The following is a 23,801-nucleotide window of genomic DNA, read 5'->3' as shown; positions in this document are numbered from 1 at the left end:
AGTGGTTAGGCTCGATGACGTGAGCAGGCTCCAGGTCGTCAGCGGCAAGGGCGGTACCGGTAAGACGACGGTCGCCGCCGCACTCGCGCTCGCCCTCGCGACCGAGGGCAAGCGAACCCTTCTCGTGGAGGTCGAGGGCAGGCAGGGCATCGCGCAGCTCTTCGAGACGGAGGCGCTGCCGTACGAGGAGCGCAAGATCGCCGTCGCGCCGGGCGGCGGCGAGGTGTTCGCCCTGGCCATCGATGCCGAGCGGGCCCTCCTCGACTACCTCCAGATGTTCTACAAACTGGGCAGCGCGGGACGGGCCCTGAAGAAGCTCGGCGCGATCGACTTCGCGACGACGATAGCCCCGGGCGTCCGGGACGTGCTGCTGACGGGGAAGGCCTGCGAGGCGGTGCGCCGGCGCGAGAAGCAGGGCGGCTTCACCTACGACTACGTGGTGATGGACGCCCCGCCGACCGGCCGCATCACCCGCTTCCTCAACGTCAACGACGAGGTGGCGGGCCTGGCCAGGATCGGCCCGATACACAACCAGGCCCAGGCGATCATGCGCTTCCTCAAGTCCCCGGACACCGCGGTGCATCTGGTGACACTTCTGGAGGAGATGCCCGTCCAGGAGACGGCGGACGGCATCGCGGAGCTCCGCGCGGCCGAGCTTCCGGTCGGCCGCGCCATCGTGAACATGGTCCGCCCGCACGTCCTCGACGAGGCGGCGGTACGGGCCGCCTCCGGCGACCACCGGGAGGCCATCGCCGCCACCCTGGCGGCGGCCGGGATCAAGGGCGGCACGAAGCTGGTCGAGCCGCTCCTCGAACAGGCCGCGGAGCACGCCCAGCGGGTGGAGCTGGAGCGGGCACAGCGCGAGGTGCTGGACGGCATCGGGGTGCCGACGTACGAACTCCCCTTCCTGGGCGACGGGGCGGACATCGCCGGTCTCTACCGGCTGGCGAAGGAACTGCGGAGGCAAGGGGTGGGCGCGTGACGCAGGCGCAGAAGACCGCGACGGCGAACGGGCTCGACGCGGTCCCCGTCCTGGAGCTCGACCCGCTCATCGACGATCCGGCCACCCGCATCATCGTGTGCTGCGGCGCGGGCGGGGTCGGCAAGACGACGACCGCGGCGGCCCTCGGCGTACGGGCGGCGGAGCGCGGCCGGCGGGTGGTGGTGCTCACCATCGACCCGGCGCGCCGGCTCGCCCAGTCGATGGGCATCGACTCGCTGGACAACGTGCCGCGCAAGGTGGACGGCATCAAGGGCAGTGACGGCGGCGAACTGCACGCGATGATGCTCGACATGAAGCGGACCTTCGACGAGATCGTCGAGGCGCACGCGGACGCCGACCGGGCCCGGGCGATCCTGGAGAACCCGTTCTACCAGTCCCTGTCGGCCGGCTTCGCCGGCACGCAGGAGTACATGGCGATGGAGAAGCTGGGCCAGCTGCGGGCCAGGGACGAGTGGGACCTGATCGTGGTCGACACGCCGCCGTCCCGGTCGGCGCTCGACTTCCTGGACGCGCCGAAGCGGCTCGGCTCCTTCCTGGACGGCAAGTTCATCAAGCTGCTGATGGCCCCGGCGAAGGTGGGCGGCCGGGCCGGGATGAAGTTCCTCAACGTCGGCATGTCGATGATGACGGGGACGCTCGGGAAGCTGCTCGGGGGTCAGTTCCTGAAGGACGTGCAGACCTTCGTGGCCGCGATGGACACGATGTTCGGCGGCTTCCGCACCCGCGCCGACGCCACGTACAAGCTGCTGCAGGCGCCGGGCACGGCCTTCCTCGTGGTGGCCACCCCGGAGCGGGACGCGCTGCGCGAGGCGGCGTACTTCGTGGAGCGGCTGGCCGCGGAGGAGATGCCGCTGGCCGGACTCGTCATCAACCGCGTGCACGGCAGCGGGGCCGCCCGGCTGTCGGCCGAGCGGGCGCGGGCCGCCGCGGAAAATCTTGACGAGGGGCGCATTGTGGATCAGGGGGGCGGGAAGGCTGCTGGGCGTGGCTCCCGAGCCACCTCTCCCGAGTCGTCAGACCTCGCCACCGCCGCCGTACCGCCCGTGTCCCAGGCTGCCCCCACAGCCGAAGCGGACACGGATGTCCAACAGCTCACCGCAGGACTGCTCCGTCTCCATGCCGAGCGGATGCAGGTGGTCGCGCGTGAAGAGCGCACGCGCGATCGCTTCACCGCGCTCCACCCCGAGGTGGCGGTCGCCGAAGTGGCCGCCCTGCCCGGCGATGTACACGACCTGGCGGGACTGCGGGCCATCGGTGACCGGCTGACGACGGGTCGTATGCCCTCGTAGCCGGGCCCGGGCCCCGGACCTGACCGGTCCTAGCCCACCGCCGCGTACGTCTCGTACGTCGCGTCGTCGTCCATGGCGACGGGCAGCAGGCCCGCGCCCCGCTCGTACTCCGTGCGCGCGGTCTCCAGGAGCCGGCGCCATGAGGTGACGGTCGGCCGGCGGCGCAGCAGGGCGCGGCGCTCGCGCTCCGTCATGCCGCCCCACACACCGAACTCCACACGGTTGTCGAGGGCGTCGGCGAGGCACTCGGTCCGCACCGGGCATCCGGTGCACACCGCCTTTGCCCTGTTCTGCGCCGCTCCCTGCACGAAAAGTTCATCCGGATCGGTAGTGCGGCAGGCCGCCTGCGCACTCCAGTCAGCTACCCAGCCCATACCGGCGCCGTCCTCTCCCGAATCGAGGCTCCCCCACGGCGGTAGCGGCATATTCACCGCTGCCAGTTGGGACGTTACGGAAGGTGGGCACAGCGCAACACCCCCTTCGGGCCCAATCTTGAATGGTCCGAACGGACTATGCGTACGCGTCAGATCACCCAGGGGAGTGACCGGCAGACATAACTGTCATATCGGGCATGAGCCGAATTCGGGCATGAAGTTCCCGCGCTTCGGGTACACGGGATTTCACGCCGACGTCACGCACGGGTCTTGATGCTCGACCACACTGCTGTGACAGTTGGGAGCAGCTTAGGCCAAGGCATATACGTGTGTCCGGCGAATGAGAACGTAGACACCTCACGTTGCTATGCCGTCAAGCCGACGGGGTCGGGGCCTCGAACAACGACGACGTCCTGGATAGCCTTGCCGCATGACCGAAACGGCTTCTGTCCAGCGCTCCTTGCCGACGTGGGACCAGGTGGCCACGCTGCGGGACTTCATCCACGGACGGACGTACGCGGCCGCGGTTCCGATCATCCGCCTCAACGGGGAACCGCCTCATGCCCCAGGTTCCGCCCTGGCGCGCGTGGCGGAGGTCAACGGGGCCCTCTACGAAGTCACGTCCCATCTGTGCCGTCGACTGTATGACGAGCTTGAGAGCGGTCACCCTGGCCCCATCGCCCATGCATCGTGGGATGCCCTCCTCACGATCACCGCGGCCTGGCGGGATGACCCCGAGCTGCCGGCCTGGGCGAACGAGCTGCTGCCGCTCAAGCCGCACTGACTGCGTCCTCGATCCCCACGGGGAAGGCGGCTGACTCGTCGAAGCGTTGTCCGTGCTGGAGGCAGTGGTAGAGCTGGCCGATCATGCGGTTGAAGAGATTGCGCTGGGCGGCGGCGTGCCAGTCGCCTTGTTCGCGGCGGCGTCGGTAGTGGGCGTTAGCACCGGGTGAGTTCCGGAGCGAGGAGAAGGCCCAGAGATAGCCGGCGTGGTTGAGCCGGTCGTTCTTCACCCACCGTCTGGTGATGGCGGACTTCTTGCCGGAGGCGCGGGTGATGGGTGACGAGCCTGCGTAGGCCTTCAGGCCCCGGGCGTCGGCGAACCGAGTGCGGTCGTCGCCGATCTCGGCCAGGACTCGGGCGGCGAGCTGGGTGCCGAGGCCGGGGAAGCTCAGCAGGATTTTGGCGTCCGGGTGCTGAGGGAAGGCGTCTTCCACTGCTTCGGCAAGCTGGTCGGCGGCGGTGCAGGCGGCATCCAGCTGGATGAGGAGGGCGAGCATCTGCTTGCCGAGCGCGTCCTCGACCAGCGGCGGCTGATGGGCCCACTCGGCGCGGAAGACCTCGCGGAGGCGTTCGGTTTCGGCTTCGATGCCGCGCTGGCGGCCGGCGCGCTTGAGCGCGGCCTGGATCTGGGTGCGGGTCAGCCGTGCGGCCCGGGCGGGGGCTGGGGCGGTCTTGAGGAGTTCACGGGCTTCGGGGCGGCACAGACCGTTGGTCCAGGCGGCGAAGGCGGCCAGGGCGGCCGGGTAGTACTCGCGCAGCAGGGAACGGAGCTGGTTGGCGAGCTGCTGCCGGTTCCACAAAGAGTCCTGCTGGGCGCGGGCGAGGACGGCGATCGCCCGGCCGAGGTCGCTGTCGTCGGGCAGGGGCCGGTGGGCGTGCATGTCGGTGCGGAGGATGTTCGCCAGGACGAGGGCGTCGCCGGGGTCGGACTTCTTGCGCGAGACGGAGTGCCGGTCGCGGTAGCGGGCGGCGGCCATCGGGTTGATGGCGAATACCTTGCGCTTGCCGGTCCGCAGGACGGCGACCAGCAGGCCGCGGGAGGTCTCGATCGCGACCGGGATCGGGGTCTCCTCGGTGTCGCCGTACTCGGCGAGCAGTTCCAGCAGGGTCTTGTAGCCGTCGGCGTCGTCGGTAATGTGCCGCTTGGCCAGCAGCTGGCCGGTGTCGTCGACCAGGGCGACGTCGTGGGTTCGTTCCGCCCAGTCGATTCCGCAGTAGATCAAGATTCCCCTCCCCAGGGCTCAGCGTTTGCGCTGGTCACGAGCGCATGCGGGCCACGCAGCGACCTAATCCCAGGCCTCGACCGCGCTGCGGTCGGGCCGCCACCTCACTAGCCGTTCGTGGCACCAGCGCACCCCACGGGCCTCGGTCTATGCGGGAGCTCGGGCGGCTCGGGCGTATCGAGAGGTCACCGTGCGATGGGCTCGCACCACCAACACCAACGCGTGATCAAGTCGGGAGGTGTTGACACGCGACGGCCCTGGACGCCGCCGATCTCTTAATAGGCATCGATGCCGGGTGAGTCATAGGCGTGCGTCCAGCGCCGACGAGCGGCAACACCTCTCGACGGTGGTGGTGGCCACGAGGGCGCCGGACGCTGCCGGTCTGACCAAAGGCGTCCAGCCGGGCGTAGGTAGGGCATCCGCCCGGCGCCACGTGACCACCACCACTCGCACCAGACCGCGCACCGATCTACGTTGAGGCCTCGACGGCCCGGCTGCACCTGGATGTCACGGTCTGGTACTCGAACGCTCCGAGAAGCCCCTGCTCCTGCGGATCGCTCATAACTACGGATTAGGCTGCCCCCATGGCAAAGAAGCGCTCGGGCGGAGGTCTGACCGGGACCCAGCAGGCCGCCAAGTTCCTCGGTGTCAGTGTGCTCTCCGGAGCCGTGCTGGCGGGCATCGCCCTGCCCGCGGCCGGAGCACTCGGACTGGCAGCCAAGGGGACGGTCGAGGGATTCGACGAAATCCCGTCCAACCTGAAGACACCGCCGCTGAGTCAGCGCACCACGATCCTGGACTCAAAGGGCGGCCACATCGCCACCGTGTACTCGCGTGACCGGAAGGTCGTGCCGATCGAGAAGATCTCGCCGTACATGCAGAAGGCGATCGTCGCGATCGAGGACTCGCGCTTCTACGAGCACGGCGCGATCGACCTCAAGGGCGTGCTGCGCGCCATCAACCGCAACGCGCAGTCCGGCGGCGTGGCCCAGGGCGCGTCGACGCTGACCCAGCAGTACGTGAAGAACGTGTTCGTCGAGGAGGCGGGCGACGACCCCGAGAAGGTCGCGCAGGCCACCCAGCAGACCATGGGCCGCAAGGTCCGCGAGCTGAAGTTCGCGATCCAGGTCGAGGAGGAGCTCGGCAAGAAGAAGATCCTGGAGAACTACCTCAACATCACGTTCTTCGGGCAGCAGGCGTACGGCATCGAGGCCGCCGCCCAGCGCTACTTCTCCAAGCCGGCCGCCGACCTGACCCTGGCCGAGTCCGCGATGATGGCCGGCCTGGTCCAGTCGCCGAGCCGCTACGACCCGGTCAACGACATCCAGGAGGCGACCAAGCGGCGCAACGTCGTCCTCCAGCGCATGGCCGACGTCAAGGACATCAGCCAGGCGGAGGCCGACAAGGCCAAGGCCACCCCGATCAAGCTGAAGGTGAAGACGCCGAGGAACGGCTGCATCACCGCCGTGGACGGCGCCGGCTTCTTCTGCGACTACGTCCGCAAGACGATCCTCAACGACCCGGTCTTCGGCAAGACGGCCGAGGAGCGCCAGAAGCTGTGGAACCTGGGCGGCCTGACCATCCGCACCACGCTCGACCCGCGCGCCCAGGCCGCCGCCAACGAGGCCGCCGTCGCCAAGATCGACAAGGACGACAAGGTCGCCGCCTCGGTGGTCCAGGTCCAGCCCAACACCGGCAAGATCCTGTCGATGGGCCAGTCCCGCCCGTACGGCCTCGACCAGAAGCTGCACCAGACGACGCTCAACCTCGCCGTCGGCAAGAAGATGGGCGGCACGACGTACGGCTTCCAGGTCGGCTCGACCTTCAAGCCGATCACGGCCGCCGCCGCCCTGGAGAAGGGTCTGAGCCCGGCGCAGTCCTTCAACACGCCGTGGAAGATCTCGGTGCCGATGAACTCGTACCGCACCTGCGCGGGCGGCCCGTCGGGCGGCGGCAACTGGGACCTGCAGAACGAGATGCAGTCCGAGGCCGGCAACTTCGACATGACCAGCGCCCTCGGCAAGTCCATCAACACCTACTTCGCGCAGCTGGAGCAGATGACCGGTCTGTGCGAGACGGTCCGGATGGCGCAGAAGATGGGGTACGAGAAGGAGCTCGGCAAGAAGCTGAAGGAGCTCCCCTCCATCACGCTCGGCGGCCAGGAGTCCACCCCGCTCGACATGGCCTCGGTCTACGCGACCTTCGCCAACCGCGGCACCTACTGCACGCCCGTCGCCATCGAGTCGATCACGACGGCCAACGGCGAGAAGCTGAAGGTCCCGCAGACCGAGTGCTCGCGGGCGATGACCGAGAAGACCGCGGACACCGTCAACCAGATGCTCAAGGGCGTCGTCGAGGACGGCACGGGTACCCGGGCCGGTCTGAGCGACCGCGACAACGCGGGCAAGACGGGTACGACGAACGACCGCAAGGACGCCTGGTTCGTCGGCTACACGCCGAACCTGTCCACGGCGGTCTGGGTCGGTGACGACGTCGGCGAGAAGACCTCGATGTACGACATCACCATCGGCGGCCAGTACTACGACAAGGTCTGCGGTGGCTGCCTCCCGGGCCCGATCTGGAAGATCGCGATGACCGGGGCGCTCGACGCCTCCGAGACGCCGTCCTTCGTGCCGATCAACGTGCCGCGCGGCGCGCAGCCGGAGGACAAGGAGAAGGGCAAGAAGCGTCCCGGCGACGACGGCAAGCCGGGCGACAAGCCCGCCGGCGACACCACCCTGCCGGGCGGCATCACGCTCCCGCCGGACCTGATCGGCGGCACGAACGGGCGGGGCCACGGAAACGGCGGCCGTAACGGATAGCCGCGCTATCGAATCACGCGTTATCCACGTCTCGGAGAGCCGAGACAGGGGCGCCCCTCCCGGATCCCGGGAGGGGCGCCCCTGTCTCGGCTCCGGTCAGAGCTCCGTGAGCGTCCGGAGTCCCTGATCAGCCGGCGAGCAGCTTCTTCACCGTGGCGGCGACCCGGCCGCCCTCGGCCAGGCCGGCGACCTTCGGGTTGACGATCTTCATGACGGCGCCCATGGCACGCGGCCCCTCGGCACCCGCGGCCTTCGCCTCCTCGACGGCGGCGGCCACGACGGCCTCCAGCTCGGCGTCGGACAGCTGCTTGGGCAGGTACGCGTCGAGGATCTCGCCCTCGGCCAGCTCGCGCGCGGCCGACTCGTCGCGACCGCCCTGGGTGAAGGCGTCCGCGGCCTCGCGGCGCTTCTTCGCCTCCTTGGCGATCACCTTCTGCACCTCGTCATCGGAGAGCTCGCGCTTGGTCTTGCCCGCGACCTCCTCCTTGTTGATCGCGGCGATGGTCATCCGCAGGGTCGAGGAGCGCAGCTCGTCGCGTCCCTTGATCGCGGCGGTGAGGTCGTCCTGGAGCTTGGCCTTCAGCGTGGTCATGGGTCCAAGTGTGTCAGGTGCCGGGCCCCCACCGCCCGCGCATTTCCGCCCATCGGGTCTGCGACGATAAGGGGATGCGCGCACGGTACGGGATCCCCCTGAAGATCACGGCAGGCCTCACGGCGACGGCCGCGGCCGGCATCGTCTACGCGGCGGGCTTCGAAGCCCGCTCCTTCCGGCTCCGTCGGGTGACCGTCCCGGTCCTCCCCCGGGGCATGCGTGACCTGCGGGTCCTCCAGGTCTCCGACATCCACATGGTGAGCGGCCAGAACAAGAAGCGCGCCTGGCTCCAGTCGCTGGCCGGGCTGCGCCCCGACTTCGTGGTCAACACCGGCGACAACCTCTCCGACCCGAACGCGGTGCCCGAGGTGCTCGACGCGCTGGGCCCGCTGATGGAGTTCCCGGGGGTGTACGTCTTCGGCTCCAACGACTACTACGGGCCGCGGCTGCGCAATCCCGCGCTCTACCTGAAGGAGAAGGTCCAGGGCCGGCACGGTCTCAACGGCAACCCGCCGGTGGTCGGCGCCGTCCACAACCCGTGGGAGGGGCTGCGGGACGCCTTCGACGCGGCAGGCTGGGTGAACCTGACCAACACCCGCGGCCGGCTGAAACTGCCGGACCTCGACCTCGCCTTCACCGGCGTGGACGACCCGCACATCAAGCGGGACCGGTACGAGCGGGTCGCCGGCGGCCCCGACCGGGACGCCGACTTCAGCGTGGGCGTCGTCCACGCGCCGTACCTGCGCTCGCTGGACGCGTTCACGGCGGACGGCTACGAGCTGCTCCTGGCCGGCCACACCCACGGCGGGCAGCTGTGCATCCCCTTCTACGGGGCCCTGGTCACCAACTGCGACCTGGACACCGACCGCGTGAAGGGCCTCTCCACGCACACGGCCGGCGGCCACACCTCGTATCTGCACGTCTCGGCCGGCTGCGGCACCAACCGCTTCACCCCGGTCCGCTTCGCCTGCCCGCCCGAGGCGACCCTGCTGACGCTCACGGCACGCGGCTGACGGCACGCCGCTGACCGCCTGCGCCGTACGAGTGAGCCGTACGGCGCTTACCGTGGGCCCATGCCGAACACCCTCGTCGCCGCCCTGTTCCGCGGTCTGCTCGCGCTGGCCGCGGTCACCGGCATCGTGATCGAGTGCGTCGAGGGGGACCCGCTCGTCGTCTTCAGCTTCTTCACGATCTGGTCGAACACCGCCGTCGCCGTCGTCCTGGGCTGGGGCGCCGTCCGCGCCTGGACGCGCCGCCCGCCGCTGCCGGCGCTGTGGACCGGCGGGGTGCTGCTGTGCATCGCGGTGGTCGGGCTCGTCTTCCACCTGGTCCTGGACAACGAGGCGAGCGAGTTCAACGAGGCCGCCGCGATCGCCCGGCTCAGCGGCCCCAGGGCCGTCGCCAACCAGCTGCTCCACACCGTCACCCCGATCGGCGTGGTCCTCGACTGGCTCCTGCTCACCCGCCCCGGCGCCCTCCGCTGGCGCCACGCGGCCCAGTGGCTGGCGGCACCCGGCGCCTACCTGGCCTTCGCCCTGATCCGCGGCGCCCTCGTCTCCCCCGACACGCCGACCCGCTACACGTACCCCTTCATCGACGTCACCGCCCACGGCTACCTCGGCGTCCTCACCAACGCGGTCGTCCTGGGCCTGGCCTTCTACGCGCTGGGGCTGGTCCTGGTCACCGTGGACCGTTTCCGGCCGTCTCCGGTGGGCAGCGGGAAACGGATTTCGTCTCTGGGCGCGGGTGGGCTAGAGTAATCGATGTCGCCGCGACGGGAAGACCAAAGCAGCGACATCGGGGTGTAGCGCAGCTTGGCAGCGCGCTTCGTTCGGGACGAAGAGGTCGTGGGTTCAAATCCCGCCACCCCGACAGCCGAAACAGCAGGTGAGGCCGGTACTGATCTCAGTACCGGCCTCACCTGTTTCTGTCTGCATGCCCATCCACCGCGTGACTGCCCGCGTGGCCACAGGCGGTCACCACGGCACCGGTCGGGATCGCGGGCCCCCGGACAGGTCACGGCCCCTACGCCGACGGCGGACCTGTACGCGTGCCGAGAAGACTCATCTGCAGCATGGCGGAGGAGGTGGCGGTACGGCCCGTGGCATCGGCGACGAGGGAGACCATGTGCATGCGCAGCTCCTCCGCGGGCTCGGACAGGGCATACGTGCGCAGGACCAGTTCCAGCATCACCGCGTCGAATTCCGCCCCGAAATTCGGGTACCGGTCCGGATCCCGCTCCGCCTCGGCCCGGACGATGCGCCACCCGCCGCCTTCGGACGCGTCCACGGGACCGAACTCGGCCCGGTAGATCTCGTGTCCCGTCCAGCTTCTCAGCAGCCGGACGGTGTCGCCCTCGGAGACCACATGCCATTTGCCCTCCATCGCGAGGCTGACATGCCCGAGCCGAATCGCGTCCCGCTCGTCGTCACTCCACACGCATGCGGGAGGGACGGTCAAGGGCTCTGGGTGCACCATGGACGTCTCCATGGCGCGAGATCGTAGCCACCGCGCGGGGGGGGGCGTGGTCACCCGCTGCTACAGGCCCTGCCACTCCGGTCCGGATCGACCGGGCGGAGCGGGTGGGGTTGGGGTCCGGGGGCTTCGGCCTCGGAGGGTGTGTGCCCGGGCTGAGGGGGGTTCAGGGGCCGCTCTACCATGGGGCGTCGAGAAGAAGGGTGGGTCTCTGGTGCTGGTCGCGGACCGATATCGGCTCCACATGTGTGTCGGCCGTGGCGGCATGGGTGAGGTGTGGCAGGCCACCGACGAGGTGCTCGGGCGGGATGTGGCCGTGAAGTTGATGCTCGGTCACGAACACGACCCCTCGGCGGCCGAGCGGTTCCGGATGGAGGCGCAGACCGCCGCGCGGCTCAGCCATCCGCATGTGGTGGGCGTCTTCGACTTCGGTACGTGGGACGGGAAGCTCTACCTCGTCATGGAGCTGGTCCACGGGGACAGCCTCGCCGGGGACCGGGGGCAGGCGCCCGTGCTCTCCCCCGAGCAGGTCGCGACCGTCGCCGCGCACGCGGCCGCCGGGCTCGCCGCCGCGCACCGGCAGGGCGTCGTGCACCGCGACATCAAGCCGGGGAACCTGCTGCGGGACGCCGACGGGACGGTGAAGCTCGCCGACTTCGGCATCGCCCGCTTCGTCGACGACCCCTCCGCCGCGCTCACCACCACCGGGCAGATCGTCGGCACCGGGCTCTACCTCGCACCCGAGCGGGCCCTCGGACAGCCCGCCTCGCCCGCGTCCGACGTGTACTCACTGGGCTGCGTGCTCTACCAACTGCTCACCGGGCGCCCGCCGTTCCGCGGCGACACGGCGACCGCCCTGCTCTACCAGCACATCGACACCCCGCCGGCGCCCCCGCGCCAGACCGGGGTCGCGATGCCCGCCGCCTTCGAGGCCTTCCTGCTGTCGCTCCTCGCCAAGCAGCCCGAGCAGCGGCCGGGCGCCCAGGCCATCGCCGAGTGGTTCGCCTCCGGAGCGTGGCGGGACCAGCCGATGCCCCTTCCGCAGGCGGTGGGGGGCGGATATCAGCATCAGCAGCACCACCCCCACCAGCAGCAGCAGCACCGACCGCAGCAGGGTCAGGAGAATCCGCTGCCCCAGCGGCCTTCCTCCGCTCCTCCACAGGCCGTGCCCGCGCCCCGGGCCCGGCGGGCCGCCCCGGCGCCGGTCGAGAACCCGCTGGCCGCGATCTCGCGGCGGCGGCCGCGCAGGACCGCCGCCGTCGCCGGAGCCATCGCCTTCGTCGTCTTCCTGCTCATCGGGATGGCCTGGCTCAGCTGAAGCCGTCCGTCAGTAGACACGGGGGGCCATCACATGGCCCTCCGGTTCCTCCGGGCCCAGCAGCAGGCAGCGCGGGATCCCCGGGCCCGGTGTCGCACGGACGGTGATCGGCGTCGGCGGGTCGGTCGGCAGCTCGATGTGGACCGTGACCGGGCGGTCGTCCCGCGAGGTGGCGAAACCCGTCTCCTTGCCGTCCACCAGGACCTCGACGACCGGGGTGTGACCGGTCTGCACGGTTGCGCTGACCGAATGGCCCCGGTAGTCGATGTGGAAGTGGTGCCGTGCTCTCATGCCGTCGCCTCCGTCGCCTCCGTCGCCTGCGCCGCACGCGTGGCCACCCCGATTCCAGCGTAGGGCGGCGGCGCGGTGATCGTCAGACGGCCGCACCGACCAGGCCCAGGCCGCCCAGGACGATCAGAGCGGCGCACACGCCGAGGTTCACCACCCGGTACTCGAGGAAGACGGCCGCGAACTCGCGGATGGTCGCGCTCGGCCAGAAGTACGCGGCCGTCGGCGAACCCACCACCTGGCCGTTCACCCCCGCCTTGCGGGCCATGAGCGCCGCCCGGAAGGCGTGGAAGTTGTTGGTGACGATCACGCACTCGGAGCCCGGCCGCTCCTGCTCCATCAGGGCCTTGCTGAAGAGCATGTTCTCCTCGGTCGTACGCGAGCGGTCCTCGCGCACGATGCGGTCCTCCGGGAAGCCGCGCTCCACCAGATACGCCGCCATCGCGTGCGACTCCGGCAGCTCCTCGTCCGGGCCCTGCCCGCCCGAGGCGATGAGCACCGGCGTCCGGTCCACCTCACGGCGCCGGGCGAGCGTCTCGTACACCTCGCGGCCCCGCTCCAGTCGGCTCGCGAGCAGCGGCGGCACACGGCGGCCGCCGATCAGGCCCGAGCCGAGGACGACGACGTAGTCGGCGTCGCGGCGGATGCGCATCCTGCCGTACAGGAAGGCGTAGCCGATGAAGCAGACGAAGAGGAAGGAGACGTAGCCGAGCACCGCGAGCAGGGTGCCGACGATGATGCCCAGCATCGTCGAACGCAGCGCGAGGGCGGCCGCCATCAGGGCCATCACGCCGAAGATGCCGAGGCCGGCGAGGAGCGAGAGCAGGTTGGCGGGGCGGCGGCCCTCCTTGCGGACCATCTTCACCCCGTTCGCGCACAGCAGCCCGGCCAGGACGACCGGGCCGAGCGCGAGCACCAGCAGCCCGACGACCGCCACCGTCACGGCGACCTGGGGATGGGCGTCGTCCAGCCCGGCGAGCAGACCCAGGCCGAGGAACGTGACGGCGAGCCCCAGATAGACCGCGTTGCCGAAGCGGCGGCGGTCGCGTGCCACACCGATCCCGAAAAGCAGGAGGAAGACGGCGGAGACGGCGTACGGGAACATACGGGCATCCTAAACAGCGCCGCTCAGGGTTCGGTGACCAGTTTGTGGAGCCCGCGCCGGGCCCCCTCCTCGTACGCCCGGCGCAGCTCCCCCTCCGACAGGTGGGCGCGCAGCGCGGACTCGCTGCGCTCGCGGGCCGGCGAGCAGTAGCGCGCGGGACGGTATCCGTCGTCGAAGGCGGAGGAGCGCAACAGGTCGACCGCGCCCAGGAGATGGGCCGCGGTGGTGGGCCGGCCGCGCAGGATCCGCATCTGCGCGAGGAGTTCCGCCGCGGCGGTCGCCCCGGTGACGCAGCCGAGCCGCAGGTGCTCCCGCAGGGCGCGGGTCGCCATCTCCGTGGCGCGGCCCGCCTCGCCGTACCAGTAGTGGAGTTCGGCCCGCGCGTACTGCACCCAGGCGTCGGCCCACACGTCCCGCCCGGCCCAACTGTGCACATCGGCCCGGTCCAGGGCCTCCTGGGCGGCCTCCGGGTCGGTGCGGACCAGGGCCAGCGCGAGGGCGGTCCAGCACAGCTGCCGGGTCGGGCCGAGATCCGGGTACTCGCGCAGCCCGTCCAGGGCGTCGCGGAACTCGGCCGCCGCCGCGTCCGTACGCCCCTGGTAGAGGGCGGTGGAGCCGCGCAGATGGGCCAGCATGGCCAGGCACTTGTCGTCGCCCTCCCGTACGGCCGCCGCCCAGGACTGCACCAGGAGCGGGTCGGCGTCCTCGGGGTGACCGGCCTCCAGCTCCAGGTAGGCGGCGAGCCACAGGGCACGGGCGGGGGCCGGACCCGGGTGCAGGGCCAGGGCGTGCCGGAGCCGGGCTCGGCCCTCGGTGACCCGGCCGCAGGCCACCCACAGGAACCACAGCGACACCGCGATGTCGACGGCCGCGTCCGCCTCCGCCGTCGGCGAGAGCGGTGCGGTGGTCGGGTCCATCGCGGCTGCCAAGTCGGGGAGTTCGAGGAGGGCGAGGGCGCGTGCGTCGAGCTGCCGTCCGCCCTGCCACCAGTCGGCGGCCCGCCGGGCGACCTTCACGTACCACCGGCGGTGGTGGAGGACGACGGCCCAGCGGTCGCCGCGCTCGGTGAGCCGCCGGGCGCCCACCGCGCGCATCGGCGCCGGCATCCAGTAGCGGTCCTCGCCGGGATCGCCGTCGTCCACGGGCAGCAGGGCCTGCGGGACGAGCCGGTCCAGGACGTCGAGCACGATGTCGGCGGGCAGCGCCCCCGAGGAGCACACCTCGCGGACGGCCTCGCGGCCGAAGGCGCCCTCGAAGACGGAGAGCCGTTCCCAGAGGAGGCGTTCGAGCGGGTCGCACTGGGCGTAGCCGCTTTCGGCGGCGGCGAGTTGGAGGGGGGACGGGGCGTCTTCCGGGGCGGTGGCGAAGCCTGGGGCTGGGGCTGGGGCTGTGCCGGGGGCGGTGCCTGTGCCCGGGGCGGGGGCGGGGGCGGTGCCCGGGGCGGTGCCTGAGCCTGTGCCGGGGGCTGTGCCGGGGGCGGCGCCCGTGCCCGGGGCCGTGCCGTCGTGGAGGGCTAGGGCGAGGGCGATGTCCGTGCCGGTGCCTGCTGCACCGCCTGTTCCGGCACCTGTTCCGGCGCCTGTTCCGGCGCCGACAGCGTTGCCTGGCACCAGGTCGTGGTCGCCGCCATGGCCCGCGTCCTGGGCCGGGCCCTCCCCCGGCACCCGCCGGCCCCCGAGGTCCGTCGGGTGCGGGGAGACCGCGAGGACCGCCTCCTCGCCCAGGCGCAGCGCCCGCAGGGACGTGACGAGGACGGTGAGGCCCGGGGCGAAGGCGGGCGCCTCGCGCAGCAGGCCCGCCACCAGGGCCGCGCCGCGGTGACCGAGGCGTTCCCAGCCGTCCAGGACGAGGACGCGCGGCGCGCCGGGTGCGGCGAGGCGGCGGCGCAGGAGCCGGGCGAGCGAGGGAAGGTTCTCGGGCGTGAGGAGCTCGGCCGGCTCCCACAGGGCCTCGACGCCCTCGCAGCGCAGCGCCTCCCGCAGCAGCCCGGTCTTGACCGGGCCCGGTGGTCCGGTGAGCGTCAGCAGCCGTGCTCCGTCGCGTATCCGGCCCCGCAGGACCGCCAGTTCCTGTTCCCGGCCCGCCAATGGGCGCCCAACTTCCGCCATCTGCCCCTGTCCGCCCCGTTGCTGTGTACCTGGCTCTTCATCCTGACTTCATGGCGGGGCGCCGCCACGGCGGCTTGAATGCATATGCCCCGGGACGAAATCCTCGCGGGTTGCTGCAAATCGGCCAAGCGATTGTCGTAAAACGACCAAGGAGACGCATGCCAACGGGGGAATCCGTCCTGGGAGAGGCGGATCTGGCGCTGATCCACGCACTTCAGCTCGCCCCACGGGCCAGCTGGACCCAGCTGTCCGCCGTCCTCGGCGCCGGACCCGACACGCTCGCGCGCCGCTGGGAGCACCTGACGACCGGCGGTTACGCCTGGGCCGGCTTCCTGACCCGCCATCAGGGGCCGCGGGCGCCGCTGTACGCGTGGGTGGAGGTCGACTGCGCGGCCGGCCGCTCCGAGGACACCGCGATCGAGCTGAGCGCCGACGCCTACACCCTGGGCGTGCACCAGGTGACCGGGGAGGCCGATCTGGTGCTGCTCGTGCTCTGTCCCGACCTGGCGGCCCTCGACGCCTATCTGTCGCTGCGGGTCCAGCGGCTGCCCGGGGTGATCCGCTCGCGGACCCAGGTGGTCACCGGGGTGCACAGCGCGCGCAACCTGTGGCAGCTGGACCAGCTCACCCCGCGCCAGGCCCGTCAGCTGCGCGGTGCCACGGTCCCCGCGCAGGGCGGCCCGGGAGCGGTGCGGCGGCGGCCGCAGCGGCTGACCGAGCTCGACGAGGCACTGGTCCTCGAACTGGCCGGGGACGCCCGGCGCAGCGCCGCGGAGCTCGCGCGGACCTGCGGGGCGAGCGAGTCGACCGTACGGCGACGACTGGACGCGCTGGTGGGCGGCGAGATGCTGATCCACCACTGCGTGCCCGCGCCGCGCTTCTCGGGCCGGCCGGTGTGGGCGCTGATCAAGGCGGACGTGCCCTCGCTCGCGGTGGTGTCCACGGCGGCGGCGATGGCCAGGCTGCGGCAGACCCGGCTGGTGACCTCGGTGACCGGCGCGCACAACCTGGCCGTGGGGGCCTGGCTGCGCTCGGTCTCCGAGCTGCACGAGATCACGACGGCGATGGAGCGGGCGGCGCCTTCGGTGCGGATCACCGGGACCTCGCTGAGCCTGCGGATCCACAAGGCGGGCGCGCAGGTGCTGGGAGCGGACGGCCGCCGTGTGCACCACGTACGCCCGGATCTGCGCACCCCGCTCTGGCAGGATCGTTTCTTCTGAGCCTGGGCAGGACCGTTTCGCCCGGGTCTTTGCCGGGCCGGCGGCTCGGTGACAATGACGGCATGGAGTTCGCCGTGTTCGTGACGCTGCCGGGGCTCGTGATCCTGCTGACCGCGCTCGCGTTCGGCGACCAGATCCTGCGCGCGACCGGACGCGGGCGGCGGTCGGGGCAGATCTCCTCGACCGGCTTCGAGCAGCTGCACGCCACCTTCTCGCAGGGCAAGCAGAACGAGCTCAAGGAGCGGCAGAGCTCCCTCGTGATGCGCGACGACGAGGAGGACGGCGCCCCGCCGCACCACTCGACGGTGGATCTGGCGGGCGGGCGCGCCGTCATCAGGGTGCCGTCATCGACGCCCTCCCCTGCCCCTCGCGCGAGGCCTGCTACCCCTTCTGCCCCCTCTATCCCCTCTACTCTCTCTACTCCCTCTATCCCCTCTGTCCCTTAGGTGCCTTCGACGCCTTGATCGAGTACATCAGCGGGATCCGCGGCCGGTCCGCCGCGAAGCGGTAGTAGCCGTCCTCCTGGCGCGACAGCGCCTCGAAGCGGGGGAACAGGGTCATGTCGTGCTCGTGCAGGAACTCGATGCGCAGCCCCGCCCTCGCGAGGGCCGTGACGACCTCGCCGACCGGGTGCACCCACTCCACGCTGCGGTTGTGGGTGGTGGCGGCGTCCAGGTCCGCGTACGTGCCGGACGAGGTGTCCACCCAGGGGTCGCGCACGAAGTAGTCGTTGACCAGCCGGGTCGCCGTCTCGTCGTCGAAGGAGTCCGAGATCGGGTGGAACTCGGCGACGTACAGGAACCCGCCGGGCGCCACGAGCGAGGCGGCCGTCTCCGCCCAGCGCTCCAGGTCGGGCAGCCAGCACAGCGCGCCGCCGCCGGTGTAGACGATGTCGTACGAGGAGTCCGGCACCGCCTCCGCCGCGTCGTAGGCGTCGGCGGCGACGAACGTGGCCTGCTCCGGCGTCAGACCGAGGTCGGCGGCGAGGGAGCGGGCGGTCTCGACGGCCGGCTCGGAGAAGTCGAGGCCGACGACGCGCGAGGCGCCGTGCCGGGCCCAGGACAGGGTGTCCAGGCCGATGTGGCACTGGAGGTGCAGGAGGGAGCGGCCGGTGACGTCGCCGACCTCCGCGAGCTCGAAGTCGCGCAACGCCTCCTTTCCCGCGCGGAAGGAGTCGAGGTCGTAGAACTCGCTGGCCACGTGGATGGGGACGCGCTCGTCCCAGCGGGCGCGGTTGGCCTCGTGCCAGTCGTCGGGGGTCGGTGCGTACATGCCCGGGAGGTTATCCACAGGTTGCGGATGCGGCGAACGAATTGTCGGCCGGGCGGAGCATGATGGCTGCATGACTGAGAGCAAGGCGGCTGACAGCAAGGCGGCGGAGAGCACCGCGTCGACCGAGAGCACGACCGAGAGCACGACCGCGACCACCGGGGCCGGCGACGCGCCGCTGTGGCAGCAGCGGTTCCGCGCCCCGCGGGTCTCGCTGCCCGAGTGGGCCGAGCAGGCGCCGGACCGCTCGCTGTTCGTGTCCAACGCCACGGGGACGTACGAGCTGTACGCGTGGGACCGGGCGACCGGCGGGCAGCGGCAGGTCACCGACCGGCCGAACGGGACGACGGACGGCACGCTCTCCCCCGACGGGGAGTGGATCTGGTGGTTCGCGGACACCGACGGCGACGAGTTCGGGGTGTGGATGCGCCAGCCCTTCGAGGGCGGCGCGGACGAGCCCGCGGTGCCGGGGCTCGACGCCTCCTATCCGGCGGGGCTCGCCATCGGCCGGGACGGCACGATCGTGGTGGGCCGCTCCACGGACGAGGACGGCTCGACCATCCACCTCCGGCGCCCGGGCACCGGGGAGCCGGTGGAGATCTACCGGCACCGCGAGTCGGCCGGCGTAGGCGACCTGTCCCACGACGGGGCCCTGATCGCCGTCGAGCACACCGAGCACGGCGACTCGATGCACTCCTCGATCCGGGTGTTGCGCGCGGCCGACGCCTCGGTGGTGGCCGAGCTGGACGACACCAAGGGCGGCACCGAGGAGCTGGGCCTGAGCGTCCTCGGCTTCGCGCCGGTCGACGGCGACACCCGGCTGCTCGTCGGCCACCAGCGGCGGGGCCGCTGGGAGCCGATGCTGTGGGACGTGGCGACGGGCACCGAGACCGACCTGCGCCTGGACCTGCCGGGAGACGTGTCGGCCGAGTGGTATCCGGACGGCTCAGGCCTGCTGGTGGTGCACAGCTTCGAGGCCCGCAGCGAGCTGTGGCGGTACGAGATCGCCACCCGCGCCCTGGTCCGGGTGGAGACCCCGGCCGGCACCGTGTCGAGCGCGACGGCCCGCCCGGACGGGTCGGTGGAGTATCTGTGGTCCTCGGCCGCCGAGCCGCCGGTGGTGCGCTCCACCGACGGCGGGGTGGTGCTCGACCCGCCCGGCCCGAAGGCGCCGCCGTCGGTGCCCGTGGAGGACGTGTGGGTGGACGGCCCCGGCGGGCGGGTGCACGCGCTCGTACAGCGTCCCGCGGAGGGTGAGGGCCCGTTCCCGACCGTCTTCGAGGTGCACGGCGGCCCGACCTGGCACGACAGCGACGCCTTCGCTTCCGGCCCGGCCGCCTGGATCGACCACGGCTACGCGGTGGTCCGGGTCAACTACCGCGGCTCCACCGGCTACGGCCGGGAGTGGACGGACGCGCTCAAGCACCGGGTCGGCCTGATCGAGCTGGAGGACATCGCCGCGGTCCGCGAGTGGGCGGTGGCGAGCGGCCTCGCCGACCCGGAGCGGCTCGTCCTGTCGGGCGGCTCCTGGGGCGGCTATCTCACCCTGCTCGGCCTCGGCACCCAGCCGGAGGCCTGGGCGGTGGGCCTGGCCGCGGTGCCCGTCGCCGACTACGTGGCGGCGTACGAGGACGAGATGGAGGCCCTGAAGGCGCTGGACCGCACGCTGCTCGGCGGCTCGCCGGAGGAGGTCCCGGAGCGGTTCGCAGCCTCCTCGCCGATCACCTACGTGGACGCGGTGAAGGCGCCGGTGCACATCACGGCCGGCGTCAACGACCCGCGCTGCCCGATCCGCCAGATCGACAACTACGTGGACCGGCTCGCCGCCCGCGGCGCGGTGCACGACGTGTACCGGTACGACGCCGGGCACGGCTCGCTGGTCGTGGAGGAGCGGATCAAGCAGGTCGCCCTGGACCTGGCCTTCGCGGCCCGGCACCTGGGGACCCGGCCGCAGGAGGACTGAGTCGGCTTGCGTACCGTGGGGGTGTGTATCGGTTCCTGAGAACGCCCCGCTGGTGGGGGATCAACGTCTTCGTCCTGCTGGCGATCCCGTTCTGCGTGTTCATGGGGACCTGGCAGCTGGGCAAGTTCGAGGACCGCGTCGACTCCCACCGGGAGGCGGAGCGGCGGCCCGACCCGGCGACCCAGCGCACCGAGCCGCTGGACGCGCTGCTGCCGGTGGACAAGGAGACCTCGGGCCGGGTGGCGAGCGCCAGCGGACGGTACGGCGAGCAGTTCCTGGTCCCCGACCGCGAGCTGGACGGGCGCTCCGGCTCGTATGTGCTCACCATCCTGAAGACGGACGGCGGCAAGGCGCTGCCGGTGGTCCGCGGCTGGCTGCCCGCGGGCGCCGCGGCGCCGGCCCCGCCGACCGGCGAGGTCACCGTGGCCGGCGCGCTGCAGGCCTCGGAGAACCCGGGCACCAAGGGCGTCAACACGGCGGGCGGCCTTCCGGCCGGGCAGCTGGGCATGATCAGCGCGGCGGCCCTGGTGAACGTGGTGCCGGACGACGTCTACGACGCCTGGATCACGCTCGTCGACTCCCCCGCGGGGCTCACCCCGGTGCCCGCATCGGCGGCGGCCGGCACGAGCCTGGACATGAAGGCCTTCCAGAACCTGGGCTACACGGCCGAGTGGTTCGTCTTCGCCGGCTTCGTGGTCTTCATGTGGTTCCGCCTGGTGCGCCGGGAGGCCGAGGCCTCCCGGGACGCGGCCCTGGGGCTGTAGCGCCGGGGGCGCCGTCGGCACCCGGGACCGCTGCCGCCGCGTCTAGGAGGCGTCCAGGACCCCGGTGCGGTAGATGGTGCCCGCGCAGGCGTTGGAGATGGTCGCCTCGGCCACCGGGCCGCCCGCCTCCGCCGTGTGCTTCACGGCGACGCTGCCGTCGGCCGGGGTGCCGTCCCTCGTGAGCTGGGTGGTCGCGGCGTTGTCGGAGGAGCCCGTGCCCGCGGAGCCCGCGCTCGTGCCGCCGGTCGACGTCGAACCGCCGGAGCCCGTGGTCGGGGTCGGTGTGGGCGTCGGCTCCGGGGGTGTGGTGGGGCAGGTCTCGCTGGGCACCCAGGCGAAGCGCACCTCGTAGGCGTTGTCCGGGGTCAGCACCAGGGTCGGGGACTCCTGCGTCGGGTCGGGCAGTCCGCTCGCCGCGTCGCCGTAGGTGTGCTCGACGACCGTGATCTTCGACGCGTCGGCCGCGCCCCGCGCCTCGAAGGCGACCTGGCCCGGGCCGCCGACCATGCAGTCCTTGCCGGAGACGTTGGCGATGCGGAAGCTCCCGTACACCTTGCCCTCGGTGTCGGGGGCGCCCGCCTGCACGGAGCTGACGCTCAGCTGTCCCGGCTCGCAGGTGGGCGAGGAGGCGGGGACGTTCGTCGGGGTGTCGGCCTCGCCGCCGGAGCCGCCGGAGCCCGTGCCGGGCAACGGCACGCTCGGCTTGCCCGCGCCCCCGCTGCCGCCGTGTTCCGGCTTCGCGGTCCCGGCGGGCGGGGTGTGGCTCTTCTGGCCGCCCTCGACGCCGGTCTCGGTGCCGGTGCCGCCCTGGGCCTGCTCGCCGTGCCCGGCGTTGACCGGGTTGTCGGCGCTGATCCCGCCCGAGGAGGCCACGTGGACGAAGGCGGGGACGGCCGTGCCGACGAGGACGACGGCGGCGGCGATGCCGACGAGTGCCTGGCGCTTGCGCGCCCGGCGCGCGGGCACGGCCCGGCGCAGGTGCTCCAGCGTGCCTTCGGAGGGTTCGAGACCGGACACCGCGCCCTGGAGCAGCCGCCGCAGCGCCAGCTCGTCGGCCGTGCCGGAATCCGGCCCTTCGTTCAGCATTCCGTGTCCGCCCAGCTCGTTCCGGTCTCCGTGCTCGTCGCCGTCCCGCGGCCCGCTCATGACGTCGCCTCCATCGCGACGCGCAGCGCCGCGATCCCGCGCGAGCCGTAGGCCTTCACCGAGCCCAGGGAGATCCCGAGGGTCTCGGCGACCTGCGCCTCCGTCATGTCCGCGAAGTACCGCAGCACCAGGACCTCGCGCTGCCGCCGCTGGAGTCCGCGCATCGCCTTGATGAGCGCGTCCCGCTCCAGCTGGTCGTAGGCGCCCTCCTCGGCGCTCGCCATGTCGGGCATCGGCTTGGAGAGCAGCTTGAGCCCGAGGATGCGGCGGCGCAGTGCGGAGCGCGAGAGGTTGACGACGGTCTGGCGCAGATAGGCCAGGGTCTTCTCGGGGTCGCGCACCCGGCTGCGTGCCGAGTGGACCCGGATGAAGGCCTCCTGCACGACGTCCTCGCAGGAGGCGGTGTCGTCGAGGAGGAGCGCCGCGAGCCCGAGCAGCGAGCGGTAGTGGGCGCGGTAGGTCTCGGTGAGGTGGTCGACGGTGGTGCCGGCAGCCATCGCGTCGTCAGAGCCCTCGCGGGGCGCGGGGATGCCGTTCACGGTGGGTCGGGTCCTGATGGGCATGGGGGCGATCACCGGCATGCCGCCGGCCGGGCGCGGCCGCCGGAGCGGGCGCACCGCGGTGCCGTGAAGCGGGATGACCGCAGCGATGTCGAGTACCTCTGCCACGCCTGTTGGACACGCTTCCCCCCGTCAGGGTTGTACGCGTACGGCACCGTTTTTGACGATGCGTCGTTCGTCCTCATGCGTACCCGTTCTCCCCGAATGCCCCGCTTTCGCGGCGCCCCCGTGATGTGCACGCGAAGACGCCTCCTGCCCGACCACCGGTTGCAGAAGGGAGGGAAGAGCATCGTCGTCCAGGACATCTGACCTGTTCAAGAGGCATCCGACGCCGATTTGCTCACAAGGGCTTCACAGATCCTACAAAGTTGAGCGGTGCAGCGGTGCCGAATTCCGGACGCCGGGAGCCGTCCGGAAGCCATCCGGGAGCCGGCTAGGAGCCCGTTGCGATGATCGACTCGGCGATCTGCAGGGCGTTCAGCGCGGCCCCCTTGCGCAGGTTGTCCGCGCACACGAAGAGCTCCAGGGCCCGCTCGTCGTCCATCGAGCGCCGCACCCGCCCCACCCAGGCCGGATCGGTGCCCACGACGTCGGCGGGCGTGGGGAAGTCGCCGGTGGCGGGGGTGTCGTACAGCACCACGCCGGGCGAGGTCGCCAGGATCTCGTGGGCGCGGGCGACGGTGACGGGCCGTTCGAAGCGCGCGTGCACCGAGACGGCGTGCCCGGTGACGACGGGGACCCGGACACAGGTGGCCGCCACGGGCAGCAGGGGCAGGCCGAGGACCTTGCGGGCCTCCTCGCGGATGGCGAGCTCCTCGGAGGACCAGCCGTCCGCGGCGAGCTCCCCCGACCAGGGCAGCACGTTGAGGGCGAGGGGCCCGGGGAAGGGGCCGGTGTGGTCGCCGACGGCACGGCGTACGTCTCCGGGGTGGAGACCGAGCTCGCTGCCGGTCACCAGGGCCAGCTGGTGGCGCAGCGCGGACACGCCCGCCCGTCCGGCGCCGCTCGCGGCCTGCTGGGCGGTGACGACCAGCTCGGCGAGCCCGAACTCGGCGTGCAGGGCGCCCACGGCGACGATCAGCGCCAGCGTGGAGCAGCCGGGGCTCGCGACGATGCCCCGCGGCCGCACCCGTACGGCATGGGCGTTGAGCTCCGGGACCACCAGCGGCACGTCGGGGTCGGCCCGGAAGGCCGCCGAGGTGTCCACCACGACCGCGCCCTTGGCGACGGCGATCGGCGCCCAGCGCGCCGCGATGTCGTCCGGCACCAGGAAGAGCGCGAGGTCGACGCCGTCCAGCGCCTCCTCGCTCAGCGCGAGGACCTCGCACTCCTCCCCCCGTACGGCCAGCTTGCGCGCGGCCGAACGGGGGGAGGCGAGCAGACGGATCTCGCCCCAGACGTCCGCGTGGTGCGAGAGCGCCTGGAGCAGCACCGCCCCGACGGCTCCGGTCGCACCCACGACCGCGAGCGTCGGTTTACCGCTCATCGGGGCTTCCGGC

General features: G+C 71.8%; 21 protein-coding genes, 1 tRNA gene and 1 pseudogene. 12 read left to right on the top strand and 11 right to left on the bottom strand.

Annotation, left to right across the window (positions count from 1 at the left end):
• The first annotated feature begins 19 nt into the window (after positions 1-19).
• Both ACH414_RS13315 and ACH414_RS13310 read left to right on the top strand, forming a co-directional pair.
• Positions 20-982: an ArsA family ATPase gene (locus ACH414_RS13315; RefSeq protein WP_382547000.1), complete on the top strand. Its 963-nt coding sequence runs from the start codon at positions 20-22 to the stop codon at positions 980-982.
• On the top strand, positions 979-2,292 hold the full coding sequence (locus ACH414_RS13310; RefSeq protein WP_382547002.1) for an ArsA family ATPase: 1,314 nt from the start codon (positions 979-981) through the stop codon (positions 2,290-2,292). Before ACH414_RS13315 ends, ACH414_RS13310 begins: the two co-directional genes overlap by 4 nt.
• 29 nt (positions 2,293-2,321) lie before the next feature.
• Here the strand turns inward: ACH414_RS13310 and ACH414_RS13305 are convergent, their stop codons facing one another.
• Positions 2,322-2,666 (bottom strand): WhiB family transcriptional regulator, encoded by a 345-nt coding sequence (locus tag ACH414_RS13305; protein ID WP_046910200.1) that lies wholly within the window; start codon positions 2,664-2,666, stop codon positions 2,322-2,324.
• Positions 2,667-3,096: 430 nt separating this feature from the next.
• Between ACH414_RS13305 and ACH414_RS13300 the strand changes: the two genes are divergently transcribed.
• On the top strand, positions 3,097-3,450 hold the full coding sequence (locus tag ACH414_RS13300; protein WP_398941835.1) for a hypothetical protein: 354 nt from the start codon (positions 3,097-3,099) through the stop codon (positions 3,448-3,450).
• Here the strand turns inward: ACH414_RS13300 and ACH414_RS13295 are convergent.
• Positions 3,437-4,675 carry an IS110 family transposase gene (locus ACH414_RS13295; RefSeq protein ID WP_398941938.1) on the bottom strand — a complete coding sequence of 413 codons (1,239 nt, stop codon included), beginning with the start codon at positions 4,673-4,675 and terminating at the stop codon, positions 3,437-3,439. The two genes, ACH414_RS13300 and ACH414_RS13295, sit on opposite strands and share 14 nt — an antisense overlap.
• A 581-nt stretch (positions 4,676-5,256) precedes the next feature.
• On the opposite strand from ACH414_RS13295, the gene ACH414_RS13290 reads away from it, so the two are divergent.
• Positions 5,257-7,494, top strand: a complete 2,238-nt coding sequence (locus ACH414_RS13290) for a transglycosylase domain-containing protein (RefSeq protein WP_382547005.1) — start codon at positions 5,257-5,259, stop codon at positions 7,492-7,494.
• Positions 7,495-7,621: 127 nt separating this feature from the next.
• Here ACH414_RS13290 and ACH414_RS13285 read toward each other — a convergent pair whose 3' ends face one another.
• Complete coding sequence (locus ACH414_RS13285; RefSeq protein ID WP_382547008.1) at positions 7,622-8,086, bottom strand: GatB/YqeY domain-containing protein; 465 nt, start codon at positions 8,084-8,086, stop codon at positions 7,622-7,624.
• A 74-nt stretch (positions 8,087-8,160) separates the two neighbouring features.
• On the opposite strand from ACH414_RS13285, the gene ACH414_RS13280 reads away from it, so the two are divergent.
• The 3 genes from ACH414_RS13280 to ACH414_RS13270 all read left to right on the top strand — a co-directional run bounded on the left by ACH414_RS13280 (position 8,161) and on the right by ACH414_RS13270 (position 9,958).
• Positions 8,161-9,099, top strand: a complete 939-nt coding sequence (locus ACH414_RS13280; RefSeq protein WP_382547011.1) for a metallophosphoesterase — start codon at positions 8,161-8,163, stop codon at positions 9,097-9,099.
• A 60-nt stretch (positions 9,100-9,159) separates the two neighbouring features.
• Positions 9,160-9,846 carry a Pr6Pr family membrane protein gene (locus tag ACH414_RS13275; RefSeq protein ID WP_386563680.1) on the top strand — a complete coding sequence of 229 codons (687 nt, stop codon included), beginning with the start codon at positions 9,160-9,162 and terminating at the stop codon, positions 9,844-9,846.
• A gap of 38 nt (positions 9,847-9,884) precedes the next feature.
• Positions 9,885-9,958: transfer RNA gene (locus tag ACH414_RS13270), tRNA-Pro, on the top strand.
• A gap of 153 nt (positions 9,959-10,111) precedes the next feature.
• On the opposite strand, the gene ACH414_RS13265 is transcribed toward ACH414_RS13270, so the two are convergent.
• Complete coding sequence (locus tag ACH414_RS13265) at positions 10,112-10,576, bottom strand: hypothetical protein (protein WP_386563677.1); 465 nt, start codon at positions 10,574-10,576, stop codon at positions 10,112-10,114.
• 229 nt (positions 10,577-10,805) lie between these two features.
• On the opposite strand from ACH414_RS13265, the gene ACH414_RS13260 reads away from it, so the two are divergent.
• Positions 10,806-11,879, top strand: a complete 1,074-nt coding sequence (locus ACH414_RS13260; protein WP_382547020.1) for a serine/threonine-protein kinase — start codon at positions 10,806-10,808, stop codon at positions 11,877-11,879.
• Positions 11,880-11,888: 9 nt separating this feature from the next.
• Here ACH414_RS13260 and ACH414_RS13255 read toward each other — a convergent pair whose 3' ends face one another.
• From ACH414_RS13255 to ACH414_RS13245, 3 genes are all read right to left on the bottom strand, one after another.
• Entirely contained in the window at positions 11,889-12,170 is a 282-nt protein-coding gene (locus ACH414_RS13255) for a hypothetical protein (RefSeq protein ID WP_382547022.1), read from the bottom strand.
• A gap of 82 nt (positions 12,171-12,252) precedes the next feature.
• Positions 12,253-13,272: a YdcF family protein gene (locus ACH414_RS13250; RefSeq protein WP_398941832.1), complete on the bottom strand. Its 1,020-nt coding sequence runs from the start codon at positions 13,270-13,272 to the stop codon at positions 12,253-12,255.
• Positions 13,273-13,295: 23 nt separating this feature from the next.
• Positions 13,296-15,380, bottom strand: a complete 2,085-nt coding sequence (locus ACH414_RS13245; protein WP_398941830.1) for a hypothetical protein — start codon at positions 15,378-15,380, stop codon at positions 13,296-13,298.
• Positions 15,381-15,538: 158 nt separating this feature from the next.
• Between ACH414_RS13245 and ACH414_RS13240 the strand changes: the two genes are divergently transcribed.
• On the top strand, positions 15,539-16,600 hold the full coding sequence (locus ACH414_RS13240; RefSeq protein WP_398941828.1) for an Lrp/AsnC family transcriptional regulator: 1,062 nt from the start codon (positions 15,539-15,541) through the stop codon (positions 16,598-16,600).
• A gap of 62 nt (positions 16,601-16,662) precedes the next feature.
• Positions 16,663-16,944 (top strand): annotated as a pseudogene (locus ACH414_RS13235) (DUF6191 domain-containing protein); the annotation flags it as partial.
• Between the two features lie 82 nt (positions 16,945-17,026).
• On the opposite strand, the gene ACH414_RS13230 reads toward ACH414_RS13235, so the two are convergent.
• The gene (locus ACH414_RS13230) at positions 17,027-17,872 is read right to left on the bottom strand and encodes a class I SAM-dependent methyltransferase (RefSeq protein WP_382547033.1); all 846 of its coding nucleotides are present in this window, start codon (positions 17,870-17,872) and stop codon (positions 17,027-17,029) included.
• A gap of 70 nt (positions 17,873-17,942) precedes the next feature.
• Here ACH414_RS13230 and ACH414_RS13225 point away from each other — a divergent pair, with 70 nt between their 5' ends.
• Together ACH414_RS13225 and ACH414_RS13220 are read left to right on the top strand one after the other, a co-directional pair.
• Positions 17,943-19,832 carry a prolyl oligopeptidase family serine peptidase gene (locus ACH414_RS13225; protein ID WP_391770124.1) on the top strand — a complete coding sequence of 630 codons (1,890 nt, stop codon included), beginning with the start codon at positions 17,943-17,945 and terminating at the stop codon, positions 19,830-19,832.
• Positions 19,833-19,855: 23 nt separating this feature from the next.
• Positions 19,856-20,596, top strand: coding sequence for an SURF1 family protein (locus ACH414_RS13220; RefSeq protein WP_398941825.1), 741 nt, complete (start codon positions 19,856-19,858; stop codon positions 20,594-20,596).
• A gap of 42 nt (positions 20,597-20,638) precedes the next feature.
• On the opposite strand, the gene ACH414_RS13215 is transcribed toward ACH414_RS13220, so the two are convergent.
• From ACH414_RS13215 to ACH414_RS13205, 3 genes are all read right to left on the bottom strand, one after another.
• On the bottom strand, positions 20,639-21,742 hold the full coding sequence (locus tag ACH414_RS13215) for a hypothetical protein (protein ID WP_398941823.1): 1,104 nt from the start codon (positions 21,740-21,742) through the stop codon (positions 20,639-20,641).
• Complete coding sequence (locus ACH414_RS13210) at positions 21,739-22,410, bottom strand: SigE family RNA polymerase sigma factor (RefSeq protein ID WP_382547044.1); 672 nt, start codon at positions 22,408-22,410, stop codon at positions 21,739-21,741. Before ACH414_RS13210 ends, ACH414_RS13215 begins: the two co-directional genes overlap by 4 nt.
• A 325-nt stretch (positions 22,411-22,735) precedes the next feature.
• Complete coding sequence (locus ACH414_RS13205) at positions 22,736-23,788, bottom strand: aspartate-semialdehyde dehydrogenase (RefSeq protein WP_382547047.1); 1,053 nt, start codon at positions 23,786-23,788, stop codon at positions 22,736-22,738.
• Positions 23,789-23,801 lie beyond the last annotated feature (13 nt).

Source organism: Streptomyces sp. NPDC020422 (assembly GCF_044386705.1).
Classification (GTDB): domain Bacteria; phylum Actinomycetota; class Actinomycetes; order Streptomycetales; family Streptomycetaceae; genus Streptomyces.
This window is presented reverse-complemented; position numbering and strand designations above follow the sequence as displayed.